This window comes from Streptomyces boncukensis (genome assembly GCF_011045075.1).
Lineage (GTDB): Bacteria > Actinomycetota > Actinomycetes > Streptomycetales > Streptomycetaceae > Streptomyces > Streptomyces boncukensis.
The window spans coordinates 1-25,991 of sequence record NZ_JAAKZZ010000039.1 but is presented as its reverse complement, the minus strand read 5'-3'; the positions used below and the strand labels follow the sequence as shown (position 1 = coordinate 25,991).

Below are 25,991 nucleotides of genomic sequence, written 5' to 3'. Positions count from 1 at the left end.
GGACGGGGCCGAAGCGGAGCTCTCCGGGGAGGTGCTGGCCAGGGGGATGTCCGCCTTCTTGGCCTTGCGGGCGAACAGCTGCTCGGCCAGCTCGTCGTCGCTGACCGCCGTGTCGTAGGAGACGACGCGTTCGAAGTCGACCTTCAGATGGCGGGTGCCGAGCGTGCCGGGGCTCTTCCAGCGGCAGCCGACCCGGCGGTCGGTGTCGTAGGTCACGCCGGCCTCGCCCTCGAACGGGGAGGGGGTGACGTCCGGGGTGCTCCCGCTGCCGTCCGTCGTGTCGGCGGCGCCGGGGAACATCTCCTTCAGGGTGCCGACGCCGACGGCGCCGCAGGGCTCGGGCAGCGAGTCGTACTTGCCGGGCGGGGGCGCTGAGTCCGAGGCCGAGGCGCCGCCGGTGGTGTCGGAGGCGTCGTCCGGCGTGCCGGAGCCGGTGCAGGCGGAGAGGACGCCGGCCAGCGCGAGCGCGAGCGCGGCGCCCGTGGCGCCGCCGCGGCGACGGCTTGCGGAGCTGGCGTACGTCCTTGCCCTGCGCGGCACGGCTGCCTCCCGGTGGGGTCGAACCTGCTTGGCCGCCAGTGGGGCGGTGGACCACATTGTCTACCGCACCCGGCGGGCGGGCGTCCGGTCCGCTGGTGGCTATGCGGGCGAAAGTAAGCCTTTTCCGTTTTGCGGTGCCGACTGCTCAGCCGCCGCGCGGCATATACATGATCACCGCGACCCCGGCCAGGCACAGCAGCGCGCCGGTCACATCCCAGCGGTCCGGCCGGAAGCCGTCCAGCGCCATGCCCCAGGCCAGGGAGCCGGCGACGAACACCCCGCCGTACGCCGCGAGGATCCGGCCGAAGTGGGCGTCGGGCTGGAGGGTGGCCACGAAACCGTAGGCGCCCAGGGCCAGCACGCCCGCGCCGATCCAGATCCAGCCCCGGTGCTCGCGTACGCCCTGCCAGACGAGCCAGGCGCCGCCGATCTCACAGAGGGCGGCGAGCAGGAAGAGGGGGATCGAGCGGGCGAGCATGCCGGCCAGGCTATGCCGTGCCCGGCGCGCCCCGCGGCACAGGGGCACAGGGGCGGGGCGGAGCCCACCGAAAGGCGTCTGAACGAGGTGTGCGCGGCGCGCACCCGTGTGGCGTCGGCGCGTCGCCGTCGCCACCTCACGCGGCGCCGCCGTGCCGCACGGCAAGGTCTCCCCTGGGATGCACGCCGGAGAAAGGGCGAGTGGGCACGTGAAGGGTGAGACAGCGCAGGCCCCGGCCTCCAGCAGGGGGCCGGTCCGTGGCGCACCGCGGACGGACCGGGTGGTCTTCGGCGTCACGGCGGCGCTGACCCTCGCCTTCGTCCTGTGGGGCGCCGTGGCGACGGACTCGCTGGGCGGCGTCTCGGCCGAGATGCTCGACTGGACGATGCACAACGGCGGTTGGGCCTTCGTGCTCGCGGCGTCCGGCTTTGTGATCTTCTCGCTGTGGCTGGCGTTCAGCCGCTACGGCAAGATCACCCTCGGTACGGAGGGCGAGGCGCCGGAGTTCCGTACGGTCTCCTGGGTCGCGATGATGTTCAGCGCGGGCATGGGGATCGGGCTGATGTTCTACGGGGTGAGCGAGCCGCTCTCGCACTTCTCCGAACCGCCCCCGGGCACGCACCCGGACGACGCGGCGCAGGCCATGGAGGAGTCCATGGCGACCACGCTCTTCCACTGGACACTGCACCCGTGGGCGATCTACGCCGTGGTGGGGCTGGCCATCGCCTACAGCTGCTTCCGCCGCGGACGCCGCCAGACGATCAGCGCCGTGTTCACCCCGCTGATCGGCCACCGGCGGGCCAACGGGCCGCTCGGCAAGGTCATCGACGTGCTCGCGATCTTCGCCACGCTGTTCGGCTCCGCCGCCTCGCTGGGGCTCGGCACGCTGCAGATCCGCAGCGGGCTCCAGGAGGTCGGGTGGATGAGCTCGGTGAGCGACGGGGTGCTGGTCGCCATCATCGCGGTGCTGACAGCGGCCTTCGTCGCCTCCGCCGTCTCCGGGGTGGAGAAGGGCATCCAGTGGCTGTCGAACATCAACATGGTGCTGGCCGCGCTGCTGGTCGCCTTCATCTTCGTGGTGGGCCCGACCATTCTGATGCTCAATCTGCTGCCCACCTCTGTCGGCAGTTACGTCGGCGACCTGCCGCAGCTGATGGCCCGTACGGACGCGAGCAGCGGCAAGGGCGTCGCGGAGTGGCTGTCCGGCTGGACGGTCTTCTACTGGGCGTGGTGGATCTCCTGGACGCCGTTCGTCGGCATGTTCATCGCCCGCATCAGCCGGGGCCGCACCATCCGGCAGTTCGTCGGCGGCGTCATCCTGGTGCCCAGCGTGGTCAGCCTGATCTGGTTCGCGATCCTCGGCGGCACGGCGATGGAACTGGAGGCCGGCGGGGCGCGGCTGACGGACGAGGCCACCCAGGAGGGGCAGCTCTTCTCCGTGCTGCGCGAGTACCCGATCGTGGGCGCCACCACGCTGGTGGTGATGATCCTGGTCGCCATCTTCTTCGTCTCCGGCGCCGACGCCGCGTCCATCGTCATGGGCACGCTCTCGCAGCGCGGCACGCTGGAGCCGACCCGGTTCGTGGTCGTCGTCTGGGGCGTGCTGACGGGGGCCGTGGCCGCGGTCATGCTGCTGATCGGGGGCGGCGGAGACGCGGCGCTGGAGGGGCTGAAGAACCTCACGATCCTGGTCGCCGTCCCGTTCACGCTGGTGATGGCCGGGCTCTGTGTGGCGCTCACCCGCGATCTGCGGCGGGATCCGCTGATTCTGCGGGGCGAGATCGGCGAGGAGGCCGTCGGCAGCGCGGTGATCGCCGGGAGCGAGCTGTACGACGGGGACTTCGAGATCCGCATCGGCCCTGCGACCACGCCGCGCGGCGAGGGCGAGTGACCGCCTGGCCCGGACGGTGCCGGGTCACCAGCCTCCCCGGACAACACACCTGGGGCCTAGGGCCATACCAGGCAGTACGCCTGGTGGCCCACCTCGTGCAGGCGGTCGGAGAAGTCCTGCCAGTGGTGCAGCAACTGGTAGACGTTGAAGGCGTCCTGCGGGCCGGCCCGGTCCGGGACGGTGGACCAGATGAACGCCGCCGCGCCGACCGACTCCTCGCCGATGCCGCGCATCGGGTCGACGACGGTCATCGGGAGCTTCACCACCGCGTAGTCCGGGTGCAGCACGACGAGTTCGAGCGGCGGCACGCGGTCCAGGGGTATGCCCTCGATGCCGGTGAGCACCATGGCCGCCATCGTCTCCGGCTTGATCTTCGTGAACATGCCGTGCCCGAGCTCGTCCCCGCCGAGTTCCTCCGGGCGCATCGAGATGGGCACCCGGGCGGCCGTGGCACCGTCCCGCGCCCCGAAGTACTTGTAGGTCACCCCCACGCGGCCACTCCTGCTGCTGTTCGTGCCGCCCGCGTCTCCGTATCCGGTGCGTGCCGTGCTGCCCTCCGCGCCGCCGCCCGTGCCGCCCCCAGTGCCGCCGCCCGCGCCGCCGCCCTCCGCGCCTCTGCCGTCCACCGCATCGCGCCGGCGCTCGCGTTCTCGCCGGTGGCGTCCTCGTGCGCGCTCGGGGCCAGTCTCAAAGGGGCCGCCGGTCCCCTCTCCCAGTCCGCCACCGCGATGCATGTCACCACCCGACCGCTCGTTCGTAAATCCCGTGAGAAACGGTGCTCACGAGAGACTCAGAAAGCACAGAAAGCACAGCCCCCGCCGCGCAACCCGATCATCGTGTCAGAGACCTCCCCGCCTCACGGACTGTGAAACGCCCCCAGACCCCGCGGAGCGCCTCTGACACCATGGCTGATGTGACTTACTCGTACGAAGCCCCAGTATCGCAGTCCCTCTACGAGCGCGCCGCCGCCGTGACGCCGGGAGGCGTGAACTCTCCGGTCCGGGCCTTCGGGGCCGTCGGCGGTACGCCCCGCTTCATGGTCTCCGGCTCCGGTCCGTACCTCACGGACGCGGACGGCAGGGAGTACGTGGACCTCGTCTGCTCCTGGGGGCCCCTGATCCTCGGACACCGGCACCCCGTGGTGCAGGAGGCCGTGCTGGCCGCCGTGGCCCGGGGCACCTCCTTCGGCACCTCCGGCGAGGACGAGGTCGCGCTCGCGGAGGAGATCGTCGAGCGGATCGCGCCCGTCGAGCAGGTGCGGCTGGTCTCCTCCGGGACCGAGGCGACGATGTCCGCGATCCGCCTCGCGCGGGGCTTCACGGGCCGCGCCAAGGTCGTCAAGTTCGCCGGGTGCTACCACGGCCATGTGGACGCGCTGCTGGCCGCCGCCGGATCCGGGGTCGCCACCTTCGGCCTGCCGGACACCCCGGGTGTGACGGGGGCGCAGGCGGGCGACACCATCGTGCTGCCGTACAACGACCTGGAGGCGGTGCGTGCCGCCTTCGCCGCGCACCCGCGCGAGATCGCCTGCGTGATCACCGAGGCGTCGCCCGGCAACATGGGCATCGTGCCGCCCGCCGAGGGCTTCAACCAGGGGCTGAAGGAGCTGTGCGCGGCCGACGGCGCGCTCTTCGTCTCCGACGAGGTCATGACGGGCTTCCGGGTCAGCCCGCAGGGCTGGTACGGCATCGACGGCGTCGTCCCCGATCTGATGACGTTCGGCAAGGTCATGGGCGGCGGCTTCCCGGCCGCGGCGTTCGGCGGGCGCCGGGACGTCATGGAGCACCTCGCCCCGGCCGGCCCCGTCTACCAGGCGGGCACCCTCTCCGGGAACCCGGTCGCCACGGCCGCCGGCCTCGCCCAGCTTCGGCTGCTGGCCGCCGACGGCTTCGCCGCGTACGCGGCGGTGGACGCCGCCTCCCGGCAGGTGCGCGGGCTCGTCGCCGAGGCGCTGGCGAAGGAGGGCGTGGCGCACCGCCTCCAGACGGCGGGCACCATGTTCTCCGTCTTCTTCGGGGACTACGGCGAGCGCGGTGTGCGCGACTACGACGACGCGCGGCGCCAGGAGTCCCACCGCTTCACCGCCTTCTTCCACGCGATGCTGGCGCAGGGCGTCTATCTGCCGCCGTCCGGCTTCGAGTCGTGGTTCGTCTCCACGGCGCACGACGAGCGCGCGGTGGAGCGGATCGCCCAGGCCCTGCCGGCGGCGGCGCGGGCCGCGGCCGAGGCGGTGGCCGCATGAGCGGGGAGACGGGCGCCGGGCGCAGAATGGGCTCCATGACTGACGAGGCAGGGGGCGGCGTGCCCCAGGACAAAACCGTCACCGTCGTCCACGTCGTACGGCACGGTGAGGTGGAGAACCCCCAGGGCGTCCTGTACGGGCGGCTGCCGGGCTACCACCTCTCGGCGCTCGGCCGGCAGATGGCGGAGCGGGTCGCCGAGCACCTCGCCGAGCGTGACATCGCACACGTCGGCGCCTCCCCGCTGGAGCGGGCCCAGGAGACCGCGACGCCGATCGCCAAGGCGCACGGTCTGGACGTCGCCACCGACGGGCGGCTGATCGAGGCGGCCAACGTCTTCGAGGGCAAGACGTTCGGCGTCGGCGACGGGGCGCTGCGCAGGCCGGAGAACTGGCGGCACCTGCGCAACCCGCTCCGCCCGTCCTGGGGCGAACCCTATGTCGACCAGGTGGTGCGGATGCGCGGGGCGCTGGAGCGGGCGAAGGACGCCGCGCGCGGGCGGGAGGGCGTGCTGGTGAGCCACCAGCTGCCCATCTGGACGCTGCGCAGCTGGGTCGAGGGGCGGCGGCTGTGGCACGACCCGCGGCGCCGGCAGTGCGCGCTGGCGTCGCTGACCAGCTTCACGTTCGTGGGCGACCGGCTGGTGGCGTTCGGCTACAGCGAACCGGCCGCGGACCTGGTGCCGTCCCATCTCCGCCCGGGCGCGAAGACCCACGGCGCCTAGGTGTGCTGTCCCGGCCCGTGCATTGCGGGGTGCGGCGCCGATGGGGGTGCCCCCTGCTCGAGCGAAGCCGAGAGCTTGGGGGAACTGCGCGCGCAACCACGGCACCAGCCGCACCCCGCATGGCGCAGTAAGGGGCAGCTTCTGCCCGGCAGGATCTGCCCCCGGCGAGGGCTTGCGGGGCGGCTGGAGGGGGGTGCGGAAGATCCGCTAAAGGGGCATGCGAAACTTTTCACATGAGCCAGACCCGCCGTGCCTCCCGCCGCATCACCCTGCTGGCAGCCGGGACCGTCGCCGGCGCGCTCCTGCTGGTCGGCTGCGGCGGAAGCCAGACCGGATCGTCCTCGGGCGACACGAAGTTCGTGCAGGGTACGGGCCAGATCACCAAGGTGGACGGGGCGGACCGCAAGGCCGCGCCCGAGCTGTCCGGTGAGTCCGTGGACGGCGAGCACCTCAAGCTGTCCGACTACCGGGGCAAGATCGTCGTGCTGAACGTCTGGGGCTCCTGGTGCAGCCCCTGCCGTGCCGAGGCCCCGAATCTCGCCAAGGTGGCCCGGGAGACCAAGGACAAGGGCGTCCAGTTCCTCGGGATCAACACCCGGGATCTGGACAAGGCCAACGCCAGAGCGTTCGAGCGCAACTACAAGGTCCCGTACCCGAGTTTCTACGACCCGAGCGGGAAGCTGATCCTCAAGTTCCCCAAGAACACCCTCTCGCCGCAGGCCATCCCGTCCACCGTGATCCTCGACCGGGACGGGAGGATCGCCGTACGGGCGCTGAAGGAGCTCGGCGAGAAGGAGCTGCGCTCCGCCCTGGACCCGCTGATCAAGGCGAAGTGAGAGGCACAGTGACCCGGCCATGATCGAGCTCGCCGCCACCGGCATGAACGAGACCGTGCTCAACGGCGCTCTGCTGCTCGCCCTCCCGGTCGCCCTGGTGGGCGGCCTGGTGTCGTTCTTCTCCCCCTGCGTGCTGCCGCTGGTCCCCGGCTATCTGTCGTATGTGACGGGCGTGAGCGGCACCGATCTCGCGGAGGCGCGGCGGGGGCGGATGTTCGCGGGCGCCGCGCTGTTCGTGCTGGGCTTCACCGCCGTCTTCGTCTCCGGCGGGGCGCTCTTCGGCGGCTTCGGGGTGAAGCTGCAGGCCCACCAGGACGTGCTGTTCCCGGTGATGGGCGCGCTGACGATACTGCTCGGGCTGGCGTTCATGGGAGTGCTGGGGCCGCTGTCCCGGTTCACCTCGCGTGAGTTCCGGATCCACAAACGCCCCTCCATAGGGCTGGCCGGGGCGCCGATGCTCGGGGTGCTGTTCGGGATCGGCTGGACGCCGTGCATCGGGCCGACGCTGGCCGCCGTGCAGACCCTCTCGTTCAGCCAGGCCAGCGCGGGGCGCGGGGCGCTGCTGACGGTGGCGTACTGCCTCGGCCTCGGCGTCCCGTTCGTCGTCGCGGCGGTCGCCTTCCGCCGCGCACTGGGCGCGTTCGACTGGGTGAAGCGGCACTATGCGTGGGTGATGCGGATCGGCGGCGGGATGCTGGTCGCGGTCGGCGTGCTGCTGGTCACCGGAGTCTGGGAGCGGATCATCTACGAGATGCAGATCTGGACGTCCGACTTCACGGTGGGGGTCTGACCATGAGCACCACGGACACCGGGCCGAGCAGCACCGAGTCCAGCAGCACCGAGGCCGGCAGCGCGGAGAAGGCGGCCTCGGCGCAGCTGTCCACGGCGCCCTCCGAGGAGAAGCTCAACGTCCCCGGGCTGGGCGTGATCGGCTGGGCGCGCTGGTTCTGGCGGCAGCTCACCTCCATGCGGGTGGCGCTGATCCTGCTCTTCCTGCTCTCGCTCGCCTCGATCCCCGGCTCGGTCATCCCGCAGACGTCGGTGGACTCCACCAAGGTCGACAACTTCCGGCAGCGGCACGAGACGCTCTCCCCGCTCTACGACAAGCTCCAGCTCTTCGACGTCTACACCTCGGTGTGGTTCTCGGCGATCTACATCCTGCTGTTCATCTCGCTCGCGGGCTGCATCGTGCCGCGCTCCTGGCAGTTCGTCGGGCAGCTGCGCGCCCGTCCGCCGCGCGCCCCGCGCCGGCTGGACCGGATGCCCGCCTACACCACCTGGCGGACCGAGGCCGCGCCCGAGGAGGTGCTGGCGTCGGCGCGCGGACTGCTGGGCCGCAGGCGGTTCCGGGCGCACCGGGAGGGCGACTCCGTCGCGTCCGAGAAGGGCTATCTGCGGGAGGCGGGCAACCTGGCCTTCCATGTCGCGCTGATCGTGCTGCTGCTGGCCTTCGCCGCCGGGCAGCTGTTCAAGTCGGAGGGCAACAAGCTCATCGTGCAGGGCGACGGGTTCTCCAACACCCTCACCCAGTACGACGACTTCCGCTCCGGCTCCCTGTTCACCGCCGACCAGCTGGACTCGTTCGGCTTCCGGCTGCACGACTTCCACGCCCGGTACGCGCAGAGCGGCCCGGAGCAGGGCACCGCGCGCGACTACCGCGCCGACATCTCCTACTGGAAGGGCGCGGACGGCAAGGAGACGAAGACCACCGTCAAGGTCAACGAGCCGCTGCAGATCGGCGACTCCAAGGTGTACCTGGTCGCCAACGGGTTCGCGCCGGTCGTCACCGTCCGGGACGGCCAGGGCGACATCGCCTACCGGGGCCCGGTCCCCTTCCTCCAGCAGGACAACAACCAGACGTCCAGCGGCGTCATCAAGGTGACCGACTACCGCGACGCGAAGGGGCGCCCGGACCAGCTCGGCTTCCAGGGCTTCTTCGTACCGGACTTCCGGCCGGGCTCGGGAACGATGTTCTCGCAGTCCCCCGAGCTGAAGAACCCGGCGATGATGCTCACCGCCTACCACGGCGATCTGGGCCTGGACAGCGGTGCGGCGCAGAACGTCTACCAGCTCGACACCAAGAACCTCACGAAGTTCAAGGGCAAGGACGGCGGGCCCTTCGCGAAGAAGCTCGTCCCCGGCCAGACCCTGAAGCTCCCGGACGGCGCGGGCAGCCTGAAGTTCGAGGGCGTCAAGGAGTGGGCCAACTTCCAGATCTCCCACCAGGTGGGCAACGCCTGGGCCCTGGGCGGCGCGCTCGCCGCCATCGCGGGCCTCGCGGGCTCGCTGTTCATCCAGCGCCGCCGGGTGTGGGTGCGTGCCGCCGCCGCGGACGACGGCCGCACCGTGGTGGAGATGGCCGGGCTCGGCCGCAGCGAGTCCACCCGGCTCCCCGAGGAGCTCGGCCGCCTCGCGCAGGCCCTGCGGGACGACGCCGCGCCCGTCGCCCAGCAACCGGAACCCGACCCGGACCCGGATCCGGACCCGGACCCAGCGTCAGGAGAACGCCAGTGACCCTCGACCTCGCCGCCGCGACGAACGAGCAGCTAGCCAATCTCAGCAACTATCTGATCTATTCGGCGATGGCCGTCTACGTCCTCGCCTTCTGCGCCCACAGCGCGGAGTGGGTGTTCGGCAGCCGCAGCAAGGTCGCCCGTACGGCCGCCGCGCTGAGCACCGCCGACAGGGGCGGCGCCGCGGCGGCGCAGGCGGCGCCCGCCGTCCAGGTCCGCAAGAAGGCGGCGGAGGGGGCCGAGGGCGGAGGGCGTCCCGGCACCGCCGTGCTGGAGCGCCCGGCGCCGGCCGCCGAGCCGAAGGTCGTCACGCGCTCCGCCGCCGGCCGCCAGGGCGATCTGCCGGACGGTCCCGGCGCCGCGGGCGGGGACGAGCAGGGCGACGTCTACGGGCGGATCGCCGTCTCGCTGACGGTGCTCGCCTTCCTGCTGCACTTCGCCAGCGTGTTCACCCGCTCGCTGTCCGTGCAGCGCGCCCCCTGGGGCAACATGTACGAGTTCTCGACGGCCTTCTCGATGGTCGCCGTCGCCGCGTACCTGGGCTTCCTGATCGCCAAGAAGAACATCCGCTGGATCGGCCTGCCGCTGGTCACCACGGTGCTGCTGGACCTCGGCCTGGCGGTCACCGTCTTCTACACCGACAGCGACCAGCTGGTGCCCGCGCTGCACTCGTACTGGCTGTGGATCCACGTCTCGCTGGCCATCATCTGCGGCGCGCTGTTCTACATCGGCATGGTCGCCGCCGTGCTCTACCTCTTCCGGGACTTCTACGAGACGAAGCTGATGCGCGGCGAGAAGCCGGGCCGCATCCGCACGTCGATCATGGAGCGGCTGCCCTCGTCCGTCACGCTCGACAAGTTCTCGTACCGGATCAACGCGACCGTCTTCCCGTTCTGGACCTTCACCATCGTCGCGGGCGCGATCTGGGCGGGCGACGCCTGGGGCCGCTACTGGGGCTGGGACCCCAAGGAGGTCTGGTCGTTCATCACCTGGGTCGCCTACGCCTGCTATCTGCACGCGCGCGCCACGGCGGGCTGGAAGGGCCGCAAGGCCGCCTATCTGGTGCTGCTGGCCTTCGCCTGCTTCCTGTTCAACTACTACGGCGTCAACATCTTCTTCAACGGGAAGCACTCCTACGCCGGGGTGTGACGGAGTGTCCATCAACCCCTTGGTCAGAGGATATTGCTTGGGTAACCTCCTGAGCCATGGACTTCGACCGGTACGCTCCACGGTTTCTGCTGTGGGTGGCGGACCGGTCGGACGGCGTGCCCGCCGCGCCGTCGGCGCCCGTTGACTGCGCGGAGTTCCGGGCCTGGCAGCAGATGGAACCCGCCGCGCTGCAGGCGCTGGTGGACCATCTGGCGGGGCTGGGCTTCCTCAGCCGGTACGAGGGGTACGGCAGCGGCGGCGGCCCGCTGGTGCAGCTGGAGCCGCCCGGCGCCGAGCAGGCCCGCAGGATGCGGCGGCGCCGCGAGGACGAGACGGAGCGCGCCCGGTACGCGCAGGACGCGCTGCTGGAGTGGCTGCGGGTGCACCCGGGCCAACCGCCGTACCTGCTCAGCGCGTTCTTCGACTCCCCGCAGGTCTTCTTCCTGGGCACGGCGCTGACCGAGGCCGAGGTCGAGGAGGCCGCCGGCTACCTGGCCGGGGTGGGCCTGGTCGAGCGCGGCGTGTACGACCGTGCGCGGATCGCGCTGACCGACGACGGCCGGGATTTCGTCTGGAGTAGTTCGCGGCTGGACGAATACGTTCGCGAATGGCGGGAACGTGAACACGCACCGGCGCAGACCGTTGTCCAGGTCACCTACTCGGTGCAGATGGGCCCGGCCGAACTCGGGCTGCTGGTGCAGCGGCTGGCGCCGGACCTGGAGCTGGACCGCGATTCGCTGGCCGAACTGCTGCGGCTCAGCGGCGAGCTGGCGGATCAGAGCCGGGGTGACGACCCCGGCACGCCGGACACGCAGGGCCGTCCGCCGCACTCGGGCGGCGTGCTGGGGCGGGTGCGGGAGCTGGTCGGCTCGGCGTCGGGCGGCGCCGTGAAGTCGCTGCTGGAGGACGTGGTCACGCAGGCCGTGACGCGGGGACTGGGCATGTGAGCCCAGCGGGACGAGGGGGAGCTGGGTGGCCTTATACGGAAGGGGTCCGCTGCTGCGCGGGCTGCTGCCGCGCCTGACCGGGCTGGAGACCGGAGCGAAGCCCCGGCTGGTGCGCACCGAACACCCGCGGGACCTGCCCGTCGTCCTGGCGACCGGAGGTCACGGGGCGGGCAAGACAGCGGTGCTGGACGCCGTGCGGGACGCCTACGCGGACGCGCTGCCGCTGGCCCGCGTCGACCTGGCCGAGCTGGCCGAGCCGGCCTGGTCCGGCGGGCCCGCCGGGTCCGCCGGACTCGCCGGGGCCGCCGCGCTCGCCGGGTCCGGCGCCCCCGGCGCGCCGCCGTCCAACACCTCCGGCGTGGTGGAGGTGCTGGTGCGGCTCGCCACCGGGCTGGCCGCGCCGGTGCCCGGCTACCGCCGGCTGCGCTTCCCCCGGCTGCTGCCCGGCCTCTTCGCGGTCTCCAGCTGGCGGCGCGGGCACGGCGAGCAGCGCGCCCTGGCCACCGCCCGGTTCGGTGCGCTGCTGCCGCTGGCGGACGGCGGCGAGGGCGTCAGCGGCGAGGAGTGGGCGGAGCGGATCAGCGCGCGGCTCGCCGGGGCCGCGGCCGAGGAGGACGTGGAGCCCGTCGCCGAGCTGGTGGTGGGCGAGTACGCCGGGCGGCACCTGGGCGGCAAGGAGCGGGACGCGGTCGCCGCCTGGTACGCCGAGCGGTCGCCCGGCCAGCAGCAGGGCGACCCGCTGGTGCGGCTGTGCCTCGACTTCCACCAGGGCGGCGACCTCCAGGCGCCCGTCGAGCAGACCCTGGTGGCCGCGCTGCTGGACGATCTGGAAGCGCACTGGTCCGGCTGGTGGATGCGGGTCAACCGCAAGCCCCGCCCGCTCGCGCTGCTCGACGACGCGCACACGGCGGCCGGGCGCGCGTTCCTCGCGCGGGTGCTGGAGCACCGCTGCGACGGCGCAACCGACCCGCTGGTCGTCGTGGCCACCGGGCTGGGCGGCGCGCAGGAGGCGTACCCGGCGGCCGTCCGCAGACCGCTGGCCGAGCTGGCGCACGGCAGCGGCTGGGAACGCCGCGAGGGGCACGAACGGCACACCCCCGAGGGCCCGTCGGCCGGCGTGCTGAGCGTGCCGCTGCCGCCGCTGGCGCCCGCCGATGTGCGCGCGCTGCTCCAGCGCACGCCCCGGCCGGTGCACGCCCGGCTGCAGACCGTGCTCTACCGGCTCACCGGGGGGCACCCGCAGGGCAGCGCGCTGCTGTGCGACGCGGTGGTTGCCGCCTCGGCCGCGCGGGACCTCCAGCAGCCGGTGCGGCCGGACGAGGTCCTCGACCTGGAGGCCGAGGACAGCACCCCGGCCGGCGAGCTGCTGGTGCAGCGGCTGCTGCCCGAACTGCCGCTGCGCTACCACCTGATGGTGCTCGCGCTGGCCCGGGACCGGCAGGCGGCCGAGGCCCTGGCCACCGGCGCGCTGCCGGCCCGCCCGACGGCCGGCGGCCCCGGCGACGGCGCTGACGGGGGCGACGACGGGGGCGACGACGGGGGTGCGGACGCCGAGCGGGCCCAGGTCGCCGAGGCGGCCCGCTATCTGGAGCGCGAGCAGTGGACGCCGGACCCCGGCGGACCGCTGCAGCCAGCGCCCTCCTTTGTCGCGCACCCGTTTCTGCACACCCTGCTGGTCCACGAGCTGCGCCGGGACTCGCCGCACGCCGAGCCGGGCCGCAAGTGGGACGACCTGCACGCGCTGCTGTGCGCCCACCACGAGGAGCGCGGCCCGGAGGGCGAACCGGACGTGCTGCGCCATCTGCTGGCGCGCGGCGAGGTGTGGGAGGTGGTGGAGCGGCTCGCGCGGGCGCTCACCGAGGGGGACGACGCACGCGGCTGGCTGGCCGCGCTGCGGCACCTGGTGACGGCCCCGCACCCGCCGCCGGACCAGTGGCAGGACGAGCGCCCGCCGACCGCGCTCGGCTCCCTGGACCACCGGCACCCCGGCGCCGACGGCGTCCGCCGCTCGGTGAACCGGCTGCTGCACGCGCTGTGGTACCTGGACGACCCGCTCCGGGAGCCGATGCCGGAGCTGTGCACGGCCATCGGCAAGGAGCTGGGCTATCTGGCGCCCCGGCACGCCTCGGGGTTCACCGTGCTGGACGCGGCGGGCGCGGCCTGGGCGGCGGCGGCGCGGGACGGCATCCGCCCCTACCCCATCGACGGATTGGACTGAGCGCACCGTGCCGAGACCGAGATCCGCTGTGAACCTCGCGCGGCTGCCGCTGCGCCGCCCGTGGGGCCCCGGCGAGAAGGCCCTCGCGGTGCTGCTCGCTCTCGCCGTCGTCGCCGGGGTGGCGGCGCTGGTCACCGTTCCGGACTGGGGCGGCGACGAGGAGTGCCCGCGGGGCGTGAGCCGGGTCGAGGGCGCGTGTATGGCGGTCGCCGACGGCGGCTTCACCCACGACCCCGGGCTGCGCGGGCTGCTGCGCGGGATCGCGGAGGAGAACGCGGAGGCGGCCCGGGACACGTACCGCACCGCCGCGCTCACCATGCCGTACTCCTCCGACGAGACCAGCGCCATGTCCCCGGCGCTGATCGAGCACGGCCTCGCGGGTGCCGCTGCGGCCCAGCGGTCCGTCAACGACCGGCCGGGGCCCAAGCTGCGGCTGCTGCTCGCCGACATCGGCAAGGACATGAAGAAGTGGCGGCCGGTCCTGGACACCCTGGAGCGGCTGCCGGCCGACCAGTCGCTGATCGCGACCGTCGGCCTGCCCAGCAGCACCAGCGACTCCAAGGCGGCGATCAAGAGCCTGGCCGAGCGGGAGATCCCGTCCATCGGGCCCGTCATCACCTCGTCCGACATGAACGCGGGCCGCTACTTCTTCAAGACCTCCCCGTCGAACGCCCACTTCACCGCCGCGCTCGGGCAGTACCTGGAGCGGGAGAAGGACTCCGAGACCGGCTTCCTGGTCCTCGACGAGCGCGCCCAGGACACCTACTCGCGCGACCTGGAGCGGCACATCCTCCAGCAGTTCGGGAAGAAGTACGACCTGCGGCGCAACTCCGCCTCGTTCGTCGGCACCCGCGGCGACGAGGCGGGCACCCCGAACCTCTTCCGCATACCGGTGCTCAACCTCTGCGCCGCCAAGGCGGACACCGTCTTCTACGCGGGCCGCGACGAGGACCTCCCCGCGCTCGTCGAGCGCCTCGCGGACACCTCCGGCTGCGGCTACCGCAAGCCGCTGCGCCTGGTGAAGGTCGGCATCGGGCTGCCGCCCGAGCTCACCGGCAAGGACCTCACCGCGCGGATGCGGAAGGCCGGGATCCGGCTGGTGGACGCGGCCGCCACGGACCCCGCATGGCGCGGCGAAGGAGCCCCGCGCCCGGACGGCTACGGGGCCTTCGACCGGCACTTCGCGACGGTCACCAAGGGCGAGAAGCTCGGGCCCAAGCCGCTCGACGACGGTTACGCGGCGATGTACTACGACGCGGTGCGCACCGTGGGCGAGGCGTCCGGGCTGGCCTACGAGGACACCCCGGAGGAGAGCGCCCGGCCGAAGTCCCCCGAGCGGATCCGCAAGGACGTCCACAACAAGCTGCTCAACCTCAACCCCGACCGGCGCGGCGACGCGGTCGGATGCAACCCCTGCATCGAGGGGGCTTCCGGCACCTACGGCTTCAACCCGCGCGCCAGCTCCGGCCTCTGGCCGGTGTGCAAGGGGGTGCACATCGTGGAGTACCCGGCGCCGAAGGGGCGCTCACGCGCCGGGGATCCGCCCTACCGCACCTACGGGGGCTCCTTCTCCGGCGTCTGTCCGAAGGGGCAGTGAGCCGCGCGGACATCGCGTTGAGCGTGCCGGCCATGCCGCCCCGCGCCGGGCGCGGCTTGACTGGGCGCATGACTGATGCACCGATCCTGGTTCTGGGCGGCACCGGCAAGACCGGCCGCCGCGTCGCCGCCGCGCTCGCCGAGCGCGGCCACACCCCGCGGGCGGCCTCCCGCTCCGGGGACGTCCGCTTCGACTGGACGGACCCCGCCACCTGGGAGCCCGCGCTGGAGGGCGTGCGCGCCGTCTACGTCGTCGACTCGCAGACCCCCGGGGCCGCCCGCGAGGTGCCGGACTTCAGCGCCCTGGCGGTGGCGCGCGGGGTGGAGCGGCTGGTGCTGCTGTCCGCCCGCGCCTTCGCGGAGCTGGACGCGCTCGGCGCCCCGGACGAGCTGCTGGCGCCCGAGCGGGCCGTGCGGGAGTCCGGCGCCGCCTGGACCGTCCTGCGGCCCACCTGGTTCTCGCAGAACTTCACCGAGTTCCCGGTGGTCTCGGACGGCATCGCACGGGGCGAGCTGCGGCTGCCCGTGGGCGACGGGCCGGAGTCGTTCGTCGACGTGCGGGACGTCGCCGAGGTGGCCGTCGAAGCGCTCACCGGGGAGGGGCACGCGGGGGAGACGTACGAGCTGTCCGGGCCGCGCGCCCTCACCTGGGCGGAGGCGGTCGGCGAGCTCGCACGGGCGACGGGGCGGCCGCTGCGGTACACCCCGCTGAGCGAGGCGGAGTACCGGAGGGAGCTGGCCGCCGAGGGCTGGCCCGAGGAGGCGGTGGAGGTGCTCTCGGCGCTCTTCGGGCACATCAGGGAGGGCCGCTCCGGGGCCGTCTCCGACGGGGTGCGCCGAGCGCTGGGCCGCGAGCCGCGCGGGTTCGCGGACTACGCCGCGGACTACGCCGCGGAGAGTGCTGCGGACTGCGCCGCGGAGGCGGCGGCCCGGTCCGCGTCCGCTCCGCAGCGCTGACCGGCGGGGGCGGCGCGGCTCAGCGGGAGGGGGACGGGGGGTCCTCCGGGCCGGTGTTGTCCTTGCGGTGCGGGGCCTCGCCCTCGGCGCGCGGGCCCGGCTCGGGGCCCGGCTCCGGCTCCGGGCGCGGGCCCGCCGGGCCCGTCGGGTCCGCACCGGGGTCCGGGCGCTCGTCGTCGCCCCGCTCCTCGCCGAGCGACTTGAGGAACTCCGGGTTGTCATCCGGCGCGACCCAGGTCCGCTCCTGCGGGCGGGTCGCGCCGTACGGCGCGTTCCGGCGGGGGCGGCCCACCGCGAACCAGGCGATCGGCCCCAGCAGCACCTGCCCGAAGAGCAGGATGATGATCACCCACACCACCTTGGGCAGCTTCCTGACCTCCTTGTCCGGAGTGTTCAGGCAGTCGATGAACGCGTAGATCCACACAGCCAGGATCAGAAGGAAAGGCAGATACCTGAGCATGCGGACGCCCCCTGGGTGCGAGACAATGACACTGCCAGCGTAATGGCCACGCGCGGTTGAGTGGTGCCCGGATGCGGGGGCGGCTGTGCCATGTCCGATACTGGGGCGTATGGCTTACGACGATCTCCGCTCGTTCCTGCGGGCGCTGGAGCGCGACCGCGATCTGAAGCGGATCAAGGCCGAGGTCGATCCGTACCTGGAGATCGGGGAGATCACCGACAGGGTGAACAAGGCGGGCGGGCCCGCGCTGCTCTTCGAGAACGTCAAGGGCTCCGCCATGCCGCTGGCCATGAACGTCTACGGCACGGACCGGCGGCTGCTCAAGGCGCTCGGGCTCTCCTCGTACGAGGAGATCAGCGAGCGGATCGGCGGGCTGCTGAAGCCGGAGCTGCCGCAGGGCTTCGTCGGGTTCCGGGAGGCGTTCGGCAAACTGGGCTCGATGGCCCATGTGCCGCCGCGCACGGTGAAGGACGGGCCGGTCCAGGAGGTCGTGCAGCAGGGCGACGAGGTGGACCTCGACCGGCTGCCCGCCCTGTTCACCTGGCCCGAGGACGGCGGCTCCTTCTTCAACTTCGGTCTCACTCATACGAAGGACCCGGAGACCGGCGTCCGCAATCTGGGCCTCTACCGCCTCCAGCGGCACGACCGGCGCACCATCGGGATGCACTGGCAGATCCACAAGGACAGCCGGAACCACTACCAGGTGGCCGCGCGGCGCGGCGAGAAGCTGCCCGTCGCCGTCGCCTTCGGCTGCTCGCCCGCCGTGACCTACGCCGCGACGGCACCGCTGCCCGGCGACATCGACGAGTACCTCTTCGCGGGCTTCATCCGCGGCAAGCGGGTGGAGATGGTGGACTGCAAGACGGTTCCGCTGCAGGTCCCGGCCTCCGCCGAGGTGGTGCTGGAGGGCTGGCTGGAGCCCGGCGAGATGCGGCCCGAGGGCCCGTTCGGCGACCACACCGGCTTCTACACCCCGCAGGAGGACTTCCCCGCGCTGCGTATCGACTGCGTGACCACGCGCAAGCGCCCGCTGCTGCACTCCACGGTCGTCAGCCGTCCGCCGATGGAGGACGGCCCGCTGGGCCGGGCCACCGAGCGCTTCTTCCTGCCGCTCCTCAAGATCATCGTGCCGGACATCGTGGACTACCACCTGCCCGAGGCGGGCGGCTTCCACAACTGCGCGATCGTCGCGATCGACAAGAAGTACCCCAAGCACGCGCAGAAGGTGATGCACGCCGTCTGGGGCGCGCACATGATGTCCCTGACCAAGCTGGTCGTGGTCGTGGACCGGGACTGCGACGTGCACGATCTGCACCAGGTGGCCTGGCGCGCGTTCGGCAACGTCGACTACGCCCGCGATCTGACCGTGGTGGAAGGGCCGGTGGACCACCTGGACCACGCGTCGTACCAGAAGTTCTGGGGCGGCAAGGCCGGCATCGACGCGACCCGCAAGCTCCCCGAGGAGGGCTACACCCGGGACGGCGGCTGGCCCCGGATGATCGAGTCGGATCCGCGGGTCGCCGACCTGGTGACGCGGCGCTGGACGGAGTACGGGCTGTGAGCGCCGCCGAGGGGGTCCTCGGCCCCGAGCCCGGGGCCGAGGCCGGCAGGGTCCGCGCCTTCCTGCGGCTCGTCGTCATCGAGCACTCCGTCTTCGCGCTGCCCTTCGCCTACACCGCGGCGCTCACCGCGATGTTCCAGGACAGCGCGAGCGTCCACTGGTGGCAGCTCTTCCTGGTGACCGTCGCCATGGTCGGCATGCGGACCTTCGCCATGGCCGCGAACCGGATCATCGACCGCGAGATCGACGCCCGCAATCCGCGCACGGCGGGCCGCGAACTGGTCACCGGAGCGGTGTCGGTCCGCACGGCCTGGACGGGCGCCGCCGTCGCCGTGGTGCTCTTCGTCGGCGCCGCGGCGCTGCTCAACCCGCTGTGCTTCGCGCTGGCGCCGGTCGCGGTGATCCCGATGGTGGTCTATCCGTACGGCAAGCGGTTCACGCACTACCCGCACGCCATCCTGGGGCTGGCCCAGGCCGTGGGGCCGATCGGCGCATGGCTCGCCGTCACCGGCGCGTGGTCGTGGCACGCGGTGCTGCTCGGGGTGGCCGTCGGCGTCTGGATCGGCGGCTTCGACCTGATCTACGCCTGCCAGGACGTGGCGGCGGACCGGGCGAACGGGGTCAAGTCGACCCCCGCGCGGTTCGGGACGGCCGCGGCGCTCTACGCGACGCGGGTCGCGCACGCGGTGACGGTGCTGCTGCTGGGCGCCTTCGGCGCGGTGACGGACGCGGGGGGCTTCTACTGGTTCGGGCTGCTGGTGGCGGCGGGCGCGTTCGTGTACGAGCACAGTGTGGTCCGCCCGCATGACCTCAGCCGCCTCAACCGGGCGTTCTTTCAGGTCAACAGCTTTATCGGGATAGCGTTCTTCGGGTGTGCGCTGCTCGATCTGGCGGTGCGCGGCCTCAGCGTCTAGGCCCCTGTCCGGCCCGGCTGATCTGGCTGGGTCCGGGCTGCCCCTTGCTGTCCGCTGCCGGGCGCGGCGCCGTTGGGGCTGGTCGCGCAGTTCCCCGCGCCCCTGACGGGGCACACGGCAGCCCCGCCGGGGGCAGCCCATACCCGGCCAGATCAGTGCCAGGCCGGCTTGGGGCCCCGGAGCGAGCGCGGGTCCGCCGTCATATACGCCGCTGCCACCCCGCCTATCAGCCCGAACAGGTGGCCCTGCCAGGAGATCCCGCTGTCGCTCGGCAGGACGCCCCACAGGAGCGAGCCGTACAGCACGGCGACCACCGCGCCCAGTGCGACATCCGTGATCCGGCGGTCCACGAAGCCCCGCACCAGCAGATAGCCGAAGAGGCCGAAGATCAGGCCGGAGGCGCCGGCGGTGTTGCTCCCGTCCGGGGCGACCAGCCAGACGCCCAGGCCGCTGGTCACCATGATGATCAGGGCGACGGCCAGGAAGCGGCCCGTGCCGCGCAGCGCGGCGAAGAAGCCGAGGACCAGCAGCGGCAGGGTGTTCGCCACCAGGTGGTCGAAGCCGAAGTGCATGAACGACGCCGGGATCACATCGATCAGCTCGCCGGCCTTGCGCGGCTCGATGCCGAAGCCGTCCAGCCCGTTGTCCGTCAGCTGGTCCACGCCTTCCAGGATCCACAGCAGTGCCACCCAGCCGACGATGAGCTTGCCCGCCGACCAGGCCCTGCTGCCCGTGCTCACCTCGCTCGCCATCGCGCGCCTCCCCTCCGCTCCCCTCAGAGAGACGGGTGCCCCTCACTGAGGAGAACGACACCTCGGGCGCCTTTGGTTCCCGGCAGTTCCCGGCCGTCTCCGGGCGTCTCCGGGCGTCTCCGGCCGGGCCCGGCTCAGTAGCCGCGGGTGCCCAGCGTGGTGTACATCGACGCGGCCAGCAGGTCCTGCGGCTGCAGCTCCCGCACCCCGTCCGGCGCCTTCACGGAGACCGCGCCGCCCCCGCCGAACGTCATCCGCAGCGGCAGCCGCGCCCCGCCCTTCCCGGTCACGAACTGGCCCAGGTCGGTGGTGAGGCCGGTCAGCTGGCCGCGCCGGATCTCCAGGTCGGCCCGCACCGTCTTGTCCGGCGCCTTCGAGGGGTCCAGCCGGGCGCCCAGCACCTCCAGGGCGCTGGAGAGGCCCTCCGCCGCGTGCCGCGCCGGCATGGTGACCGTGACATGGTCGGCGCCGCCGCGGCGGCCGGCGCGCTGGAACGAGGCGTGTTTGCCGACCGTCTTCTCCAGCCGGTCCAGGAACTCCCGCTCCGACTCCCCGTTCAGCGCCCGGCCCAGCGCGGTGGCCCGGCTGACCCGCTTGCTGGTCTCCTCGGTCTCGCGCTGCTCGGCGGTCTTGCGCCGGTCGGCCGGGCTCAGCCGGCCGCCGTACGTGGAGATCTTCTGCGCGGCCTGCACGAAGTCGTCGAAGGACTCCGGGTCGGCCTCCACCCACTTGCCCTGGAGCGCGTCGCGGGCCGAGGCGAGCGTGGCGGGCAGGTCGTCCGCCACGCCCACGGTGTGCCGGGCCCGCTTGCGCTCGGCGCGGTCGCCGCCGGTCTGCGCGACGAGGGAGCGGAGGTTCACCCGCAGATAGAGCTTCTCCTCCACGGACTTGGCGGCCACGACGTCCTTGCCGCCGAAGTTCACCGCGGCGGCCAGCCGCAGCCGCTCGGACCGGCTCAGCTCGCGCAGCGGCGTCTCCTCGCGGTCCGAGCCGACGGCGAAGGTCAGCTCGCCGCGGGTCAGCAGCCGGGCGGTGTTCCGGGTGTCCGGGCCGCCCCCCGCACCCGCCGCGCGCAGGAAGCGCACCGCGTCGCCGGTGCTGCCGTCGACGGAGACCAGCACCGAGGCGGCGGGCTGGTCGCCGAGCTTCTCGAAGGCGCGCTTGATCTTCAGCCCCGTGGTCAGCTTCTCCGCGACCGAGCACCCGGCGACGGCGGTGGCGACGAGGGCCGTGGCGCTGACGGCGGCCAGTATGGAGCGCAGAACGCCGCGGCGGCGGCCGCCGCGGCGCGCAGCGGGACGGGGAGCACGCATCCTTCGAGGGTACGCGGGCCGCTGGTGCCGTGGCCGGAAAGGGGCACCGCCTCGCGCAGCCCGGCACGGCGCCTCGCGGCGTTGCCGGATCACGCGAGTACGCCCAGTACGAGCCGCGATCCGGCGCCTTGCGAGGCACCGCACCGGACTACGCGAGACGGCAACCCTTTCCGGCCACGGCACCAGCCGGCACCGGCGGGGGTTCCCGGAATCGCCCGGGGCCCAGCGCGTACGCTCGGGGTATGAGCGTGTCGCACGGTGGTCGCCGTCCCTGGCTGGTGGGAGTGTCCGGCGCTTCGGGGACGCCGTACGCCGCTGCCGTGCTCCGTGCGCTGCTGCAGGCCGGGGAGGATGTGGACCTCGTCGTCAGCCGGGCCTCGCGGCTGACCATCCTGGACGAGACCGGGCACCCCTTCCGGGACGCGCACGCCGGCGAGGACCTGCGCCGCTGGCTGGCGCGCGGCGCCGACGGGACGCCGGACGCGTTCGACGTGGACGCCGACCTCGATCCGGGCCGGGTGCGCCACTGGACGCCGGGCGACCTCGCGGCCGGGCCGTCCTCCGGCTCGTATCCCGTCCGGGGGATGCTGGTCGTGCCCGCGAGCACGGCGTGTGTGGCGGGCGTCGCGCTGGGGCTGTCGAAGGACCTGCTGCAGCGCTCCGCGAGCGTCACCCTCAAGGAGCGCCGCCCGCTGGTGGTCGTCGTGCGCGAGACCCCGCTCACCGGGCAGACGCTGCGCCACCTGGTGACGCTGGACGAGGCGGGCGCCGTGGTGCTCCCGGCCTCCCCGGCCTTCTACGCGGGCGCCCGGCACATCCAGGACCTGGTGGACTTCGTCGCGGGGCGCGCGCTGGACGCCGCCGCGGTGCCGCACAAGCTCTACCACCGGTGGGCGGGGGAGCTGGGCCAGGGGCGGGATGCCCTCGCCGAGATGCCTTAGATTCGTTGTCTTCGAAGTTCAGGTCATCCATACAACAGGAGGCAGCGGCATCCATGGACGCGGTGGACAGGCAGCTCATCCAGGCGCTGCGCGAGAACGGCAGAGCGTCCTACGCCGAGCTCGGCCGGCTCGTCGGCCTCTCGGGCCCGAGCGTCACGGATCGCATCAACCGGCTGGAGGCCGCCGGTGTGATCACCGGTTACCGCGCCACCGTGGATGCCTCCTCGCTCGGCCTCGGGGTGACGGCGCTGATCGGGATCCAGCTGTCCGACGCCACCGACCACGAGGACGTGGCGGCCCGGCTGCGGGACCTCATGGAGGTCGAGGACTGCTGGTTCATCGCCGGGGACGACTCGTACATGCTCAAGGTCCGCGCGGGGAACGTCGACGGGCTGGAGCGCACCATCCGCAGGCTGTCCGGCACCAAGGGCGTCTCGCGCACCCGCACCACCATCGTGCTGTCCACCAAGTGGGAGAACCGGGTGGGCGAGCTGCCCGAGGAGTGAGCCGCGGAGCGGGGGGCGTATTCTCGGCCATCAGACGGAGCACGCGATACAGACAGACGTGAGGCGGGTGGCGCGAGGCATGGACGCGGGGCTGCGGCGGAGCCTGGAGGAGCGGATCCACGCGGGCGGGGCGCGCGGGCGGCTGAGCCGCGAGGACGGCCTGGCGCTGTTCGCCGCCGACGACCTGGCCTGGCTGGGCGGCCTCGCGCACCGGGTGCGCACCCGGGAGCACGGCGACGCCGCGTACTTCGGCCCGACCGGGGACGGCGCCGGGGACGGGGCCGCGGACGGCGCGGCGTACGAGCTGCGCTTCACCGGCCCCGAGGAGTGCGTCGAGGAGCTGCTGCGGCTGCGCGAGCGCCAGTCCGCGGGCGCCGACGGCGGGGTCCGGGTGCTGGTGCCGCGCTGCGAGGAGGTGACCGGCGCGGAGGCGCTGCGCGTCTTCGCCGGCTGCCGGCTGCTGCTCGACAACGTGCCCCATCTGCGCGTGCTGTGGACGGCGCACGGCGAGCAGCTGGCCCAGCTCGCGCTGCAGTACGGCGCGGACGACACCGACGGGCCGGACGCCGCCGCGGGGCTCGACCACGAAGCCCTCGTCGCGACCCTGCGGGACGCGGGGCTGCGGCCCGTCGAGCGCGATGTGCGGTTCGCGGTGCTGCGCGAGTTCCCCGGCCCCGACCCCCAGCTGCGCGAGTCCCCGCAGCCGATGCGGATCTGAGGGCGGGGAGGGCGCCGTGCGCTACGTTCTCGACCCCCCGGTGACCCCGGCGCTCCGCGACGACCTGGTCCGGCTGTGGCGGGCCGCCGACGGTGCGGACGGCCCGGTGGAGCCCGGCACCCCCGAGGACACCAGGGCCGAGCTGATCGGCTATCTGCGGGCGCTGGCGGAGGGCCGGGCGCGGCTGCTGGCGGCGCTGGATGACGAGGGTCACGCCGTCGGCACCGCCTTCCTCTTCCGCAACACGCACCGCCTGATGCGACACTGGGTGTGGCTGTACGCCGTGCTGCTGCACCCCTCCGTGCGGGGCCGCGGCGCCGGGCGGGGGCTGCTGGCCGCCGCCGAGGACGCGGCCCGGGGCATGGCGGGTGTGCGGGGTATCCGGCTCACCCTGCGCGGCGGCGAGGGCCTGGAGCGGTTCTACGGCTTGTGCGGCTACCGAGAGGTCGGACGCGTACCGAGCGCGATCAAGGCAGCAGAGGGCGACTTCAGGGACGACGTCACCATGTGGCGTCCGCTTCACTGACGACCTGGTGAGAGGGAAGTGAGATCCACCGTGAGCAGCAGCACGTCACACGCGACGCTTCGGTACACCACGATGCGGCTCGGCATCTTCGTCGGCTGCCTGGTCGTCGTCGGCCTGCTGGCACAGGTCGGCGTCATTCCGGCGGGCATCGGCAAGTCCAACCCGCTGTGGGTGGTGCTGCTGGCGCTGGTGCTCTCCGCGCCGCTCAGCTACGTCCTGCTGCGCCGCCAGCGCGAGGCGATGTCGCAGCAGATCGTGGGCGGGGTGGACCGGGCCAAGGACAAGCTGGCCGCCAACCAGAGCCAGGAGGACGGCGTCGCCTGAGCCGAACCGACGCTGAGCTGTAAGGCTCGTCACAGCACCTTCACGCCCCGCCGGGAATGCCCCTTCCCCGGCGGGGCGTTGACGTATGCCGTACCGCTCCCCAAAGGAACGCTTTGGGTAAGCCAAAGACGGAGTGTTAGCGTGACCGCCATGACGACCGCAGCCCCTGCCTCTGCCGACGCGCGCCCCGGTGTGCCGCTCGTCGCGCGGCTGCATGTCGACCTCTGCCGGTGCCTGTCGGCGGTCTGTCGCTGACCCGAGGCCCGGACTACCCTCCGGCGCATCCGCATCTCACCGCGCGCTCCCGTTTCTCTCTGCTCCTCTTTCCGTCCCTGAAGCCTCCGGAGTATGTCCGTGTCGCCTTCGTCGTCTTCGCCGTCTTCGCCGTCCTCGACCGCACCCGATACGTCCGCCGCGCCCCGTTCCGCGCGGCGGATACCCAAGATCCCCTTCTGGGCCCAGATCCTGGCCGGTCTCGTCCTCGGCGTCGTCCTCGGCTGGGCCGCCCGCAACTGGGATGTGGCCTGGCTGGGCACCACGCTCGACAAGATCGGCGAGATCTTCGTCCAGCTGCTGAAGCTGGCGGTCGCACCGCTGGTGTTCTTCGCGATCACCATCTCGATCACCAATCTGCGCAACGTGCACAACGCGGCCCGGCTCGCCACCCGCACCCTGCTGTGGTTCATGGCGACCTCGCTGATCGCCGTCGTCATCGGCCTGGCCATCGGGCTGCTCACCAGCCCCGGCTCCGGCACCGGCATCTCCATGAAGGACGCGGAGAAGCCGTCGTCCGACTCCACCGGGTCCTGGCTGGACTTCCTCACCGGGATCATCCCCACCGACGTCGTCACGCCGTTCACCGAGCTGAAGGTGCTGCAGATCGTCTTCATGGCGGTCGTGGTCGGCATCGCCGCACTCAAGCTCGGCGCGAAGGCCGAACCGATTCTGCAGCTGGGCGAGTCCATCCTGGCGCTGCTCCAGAAGGCGCTGTGGTGGATCATCCGGCTCGCCCCGATCGGCACCATCGGGCTGATCGGCACCGCCATCAAGGACTACGGCTGGGACCTCATCGGCTCCTACGCGACCTTCACCGCCGACATCTACGTCGGCTGCGCGCTGGTTCTCTTCGTCGTCTACCCGCTGCTGCTCGGCACGGTGGCCAAGGTCAGCCCGCTGCAGTTCTTCCGGGGCGCCTGGCCCGCCATCCAGCTCGCCTTCGTCTCCCGCTCGTCGGTGGGCACCATGCCGCTGACCCAGAAGGTCACCGAGCGGCTCGGGGTGCCGAAGGAGTACGCGTCCTTCGCGGTGCCGTTCGGCTCGACGACGAAGATGGACGGCTGCGCCTCCATCTACCCGGCCATCGCGGCGATCTTCGTCGCCGAGTTCTTCCACATCGACATGGGCATCAAGGAGTACCTGCTCATCGTCTTCGTCTCGGTCATCGGCTCGGCGGCGACCGCGGGCCTGACCGGTGCGACCGTGATGCTCACCCTGACCCTGTCCACGCTGGGCCTGCCGCTGGAGGGCGTCGGGCTGCTGCTGGCCATCGACCCCATCCTCGACATGATGCGGACCGCGACGAACGTCGCGGGCCAGGCCGTCATCCCGGTGCTGGTGTCGGCCCGCGAGAAGATCCTGGACCGGGAGGCGTTCCGGACGGCGCGCAGCTTCAGCATCGAGGAGGCGGCGGCCGAGCCGGAGCCCGACGAGGCGGAGCAGCGCCCGTCCGCGCCGACCCCCGCAGGAGTGGGCGCCTAGCCATTCCGGCTCCCCCCCCAGGGGCGCAACGGAACCCCCGCGGACCGCGACGCAACAGCGAGGGGCGGTCCCTTCCCGGCGCCGGGAAGGGACCGCCCCTCGCTGTTGCGTCGCGGTCCGCGGGGGTTC

The 25,991-nt window shown here is 72.6% G+C and carries 24 protein-coding genes and 1 pseudogene; 19 read left to right on the top strand and 6 right to left on the bottom strand.

Annotated elements, in window-relative coordinates:
- Together G5C65_RS06430 and G5C65_RS06425 are read right to left on the bottom strand one after the other, a co-directional pair.
- Positions 1–540 (bottom strand): annotated as a pseudogene (locus tag G5C65_RS06430) (hypothetical protein); the annotation flags it as partial.
- A 145-nt stretch (positions 541–685) separates the two neighbouring features.
- The gene (locus G5C65_RS06425; protein WP_165297651.1) at positions 686–1,018 is read right to left on the bottom strand and encodes a YnfA family protein; all 333 of its coding nucleotides are present in this window, start codon (positions 1,016–1,018) and stop codon (positions 686–688) included.
- Between the two features lie 178 nt (positions 1,019–1,196).
- Here G5C65_RS06425 and G5C65_RS06420 point away from each other — a divergent pair, with 178 nt between their 5' ends.
- Positions 1,197–2,909: a BCCT family transporter gene (locus tag G5C65_RS06420; RefSeq protein WP_165297656.1), complete on the top strand. Its 1,713-nt coding sequence runs from the start codon at positions 1,197–1,199 to the stop codon at positions 2,907–2,909.
- A gap of 56 nt (positions 2,910–2,965) precedes the next feature.
- Here G5C65_RS06420 and G5C65_RS38410 read toward each other — a convergent pair whose 3' ends face one another.
- The gene (locus tag G5C65_RS38410) at positions 2,966–3,643 is read right to left on the bottom strand and encodes a hypothetical protein (protein WP_206441294.1); all 678 of its coding nucleotides are present in this window, start codon (positions 3,641–3,643) and stop codon (positions 2,966–2,968) included.
- A 170-nt stretch (positions 3,644–3,813) separates the two neighbouring features.
- On the opposite strand from G5C65_RS38410, the gene hemL reads away from it, so the two are divergent.
- The 10 genes from hemL (at position 3,814) to G5C65_RS06365 (ending at position 16,089) form a co-directional block, all read left to right on the top strand.
- The gene (hemL, locus tag G5C65_RS06410) at positions 3,814–5,151 is read left to right on the top strand and encodes a glutamate-1-semialdehyde 2,1-aminomutase (RefSeq protein WP_165297650.1); all 1,338 of its coding nucleotides are present in this window, start codon (positions 3,814–3,816) and stop codon (positions 5,149–5,151) included.
- A 35-nt stretch (positions 5,152–5,186) separates the two neighbouring features.
- Positions 5,187–5,873 carry a histidine phosphatase family protein gene (locus tag G5C65_RS06405; RefSeq protein ID WP_165297649.1) on the top strand — a complete coding sequence of 229 codons (687 nt, stop codon included), beginning with the start codon at positions 5,187–5,189 and terminating at the stop codon, positions 5,871–5,873.
- 233 nt (positions 5,874–6,106) lie between these two features.
- Complete coding sequence (locus G5C65_RS06400; protein WP_165297648.1) at positions 6,107–6,709, top strand: TlpA family protein disulfide reductase; 603 nt, start codon at positions 6,107–6,109, stop codon at positions 6,707–6,709.
- A 19-nt stretch (positions 6,710–6,728) separates the two neighbouring features.
- Positions 6,729–7,499 (top strand): cytochrome c biogenesis CcdA family protein, encoded by a 771-nt coding sequence (locus G5C65_RS06395; protein WP_165297647.1) that lies wholly within the window; start codon positions 6,729–6,731, stop codon positions 7,497–7,499.
- Between the two features lie 2 nt (positions 7,500–7,501).
- On the top strand, positions 7,502–9,223 hold the full coding sequence (gene resB, locus G5C65_RS06390; RefSeq protein ID WP_165297646.1) for a cytochrome c biogenesis protein ResB: 1,722 nt from the start codon (positions 7,502–7,504) through the stop codon (positions 9,221–9,223).
- Complete coding sequence (gene ccsB, locus G5C65_RS06385) at positions 9,220–10,371, top strand: c-type cytochrome biogenesis protein CcsB (protein WP_165297645.1); 1,152 nt, start codon at positions 9,220–9,222, stop codon at positions 10,369–10,371. Before resB ends, ccsB begins: the two co-directional genes overlap by 4 nt.
- A gap of 56 nt (positions 10,372–10,427) precedes the next feature.
- Entirely contained in the window at positions 10,428–11,318 is an 891-nt protein-coding gene (locus tag G5C65_RS06380) for a hypothetical protein (RefSeq protein WP_165297644.1), read from the top strand.
- A gap of 25 nt (positions 11,319–11,343) precedes the next feature.
- Complete coding sequence (locus G5C65_RS06375) at positions 11,344–13,536, top strand: ATP-binding protein (protein ID WP_165297643.1); 2,193 nt, start codon at positions 11,344–11,346, stop codon at positions 13,534–13,536.
- 7 nt (positions 13,537–13,543) lie between these two features.
- Complete coding sequence (locus G5C65_RS06370; RefSeq protein WP_338146255.1) at positions 13,544–15,133, top strand: ABC transporter substrate-binding protein; 1,590 nt, start codon at positions 13,544–13,546, stop codon at positions 15,131–15,133.
- A 68-nt stretch (positions 15,134–15,201) separates the two neighbouring features.
- Positions 15,202–16,089: an NAD(P)H-binding protein gene (locus tag G5C65_RS06365; protein WP_165297642.1), complete on the top strand. Its 888-nt coding sequence runs from the start codon at positions 15,202–15,204 to the stop codon at positions 16,087–16,089.
- A gap of 19 nt (positions 16,090–16,108) precedes the next feature.
- On the opposite strand, the gene G5C65_RS06360 is transcribed toward G5C65_RS06365, so the two are convergent.
- Entirely contained in the window at positions 16,109–16,549 is a 441-nt protein-coding gene (locus G5C65_RS06360) for a PLD nuclease N-terminal domain-containing protein (protein ID WP_165297641.1), read from the bottom strand.
- 109 nt (positions 16,550–16,658) lie between these two features.
- On the opposite strand from G5C65_RS06360, the gene G5C65_RS06355 reads away from it, so the two are divergent.
- Both G5C65_RS06355 and mqnP read left to right on the top strand, forming a co-directional pair.
- On the top strand, positions 16,659–18,110 hold the full coding sequence (locus G5C65_RS06355) for a menaquinone biosynthesis decarboxylase (RefSeq protein WP_165297640.1): 1,452 nt from the start codon (positions 16,659–16,661) through the stop codon (positions 18,108–18,110).
- Positions 18,107–19,024, top strand: a complete 918-nt coding sequence (gene mqnP, locus G5C65_RS06350) for a menaquinone biosynthesis prenyltransferase MqnP (RefSeq protein WP_165297639.1) — start codon at positions 18,107–18,109, stop codon at positions 19,022–19,024. The genes G5C65_RS06355 and mqnP overlap by 4 nt, the downstream gene beginning before the upstream one ends.
- Positions 19,025–19,176: 152 nt before the next feature.
- Here mqnP and G5C65_RS06345 read toward each other — a convergent pair whose 3' ends face one another.
- Positions 19,177–19,776, bottom strand: a complete 600-nt coding sequence (locus G5C65_RS06345) for a rhomboid family intramembrane serine protease (RefSeq protein ID WP_165297638.1) — start codon at positions 19,774–19,776, stop codon at positions 19,177–19,179.
- A 134-nt stretch (positions 19,777–19,910) separates the two neighbouring features.
- A complete protein-coding gene (locus tag G5C65_RS06340; protein ID WP_241265584.1) occupies positions 19,911–21,089 on the bottom strand; it encodes a hypothetical protein in 1,179 nt (392 codons plus the stop codon).
- Positions 21,090–21,331: 242 nt separating this feature from the next.
- Here G5C65_RS06340 and G5C65_RS06335 point away from each other — a divergent pair, with 242 nt between their 5' ends.
- From G5C65_RS06335 to G5C65_RS06310, 6 genes are all read left to right on the top strand, one after another.
- Positions 21,332–22,030 (top strand): UbiX family flavin prenyltransferase, encoded by a 699-nt coding sequence (locus G5C65_RS06335; protein WP_206441293.1) that lies wholly within the window; start codon positions 21,332–21,334, stop codon positions 22,028–22,030.
- A 53-nt stretch (positions 22,031–22,083) separates the two neighbouring features.
- A complete protein-coding gene (locus G5C65_RS06330) occupies positions 22,084–22,536 on the top strand; it encodes an Lrp/AsnC family transcriptional regulator (RefSeq protein ID WP_165297637.1) in 453 nt (150 codons plus the stop codon).
- A gap of 79 nt (positions 22,537–22,615) precedes the next feature.
- A complete protein-coding gene (locus tag G5C65_RS40685) occupies positions 22,616–23,254 on the top strand; it encodes a hypothetical protein (protein ID WP_165297636.1) in 639 nt (212 codons plus the stop codon).
- 16 nt (positions 23,255–23,270) lie between these two features.
- Positions 23,271–23,780, top strand: a complete 510-nt coding sequence (locus G5C65_RS06320; protein WP_338146254.1) for a GNAT family N-acetyltransferase — start codon at positions 23,271–23,273, stop codon at positions 23,778–23,780.
- A gap of 30 nt (positions 23,781–23,810) precedes the next feature.
- Complete coding sequence (locus tag G5C65_RS06315) at positions 23,811–24,104, top strand: DUF4229 domain-containing protein (RefSeq protein WP_165297634.1); 294 nt, start codon at positions 23,811–23,813, stop codon at positions 24,102–24,104.
- Positions 24,105–24,452: 348 nt separating this feature from the next.
- Entirely contained in the window at positions 24,453–25,862 is a 1,410-nt protein-coding gene (locus G5C65_RS06310) for a dicarboxylate/amino acid:cation symporter (RefSeq protein ID WP_165297633.1), read from the top strand.
- The last annotated feature ends 129 nt before the right edge of the window (positions 25,863–25,991 follow it).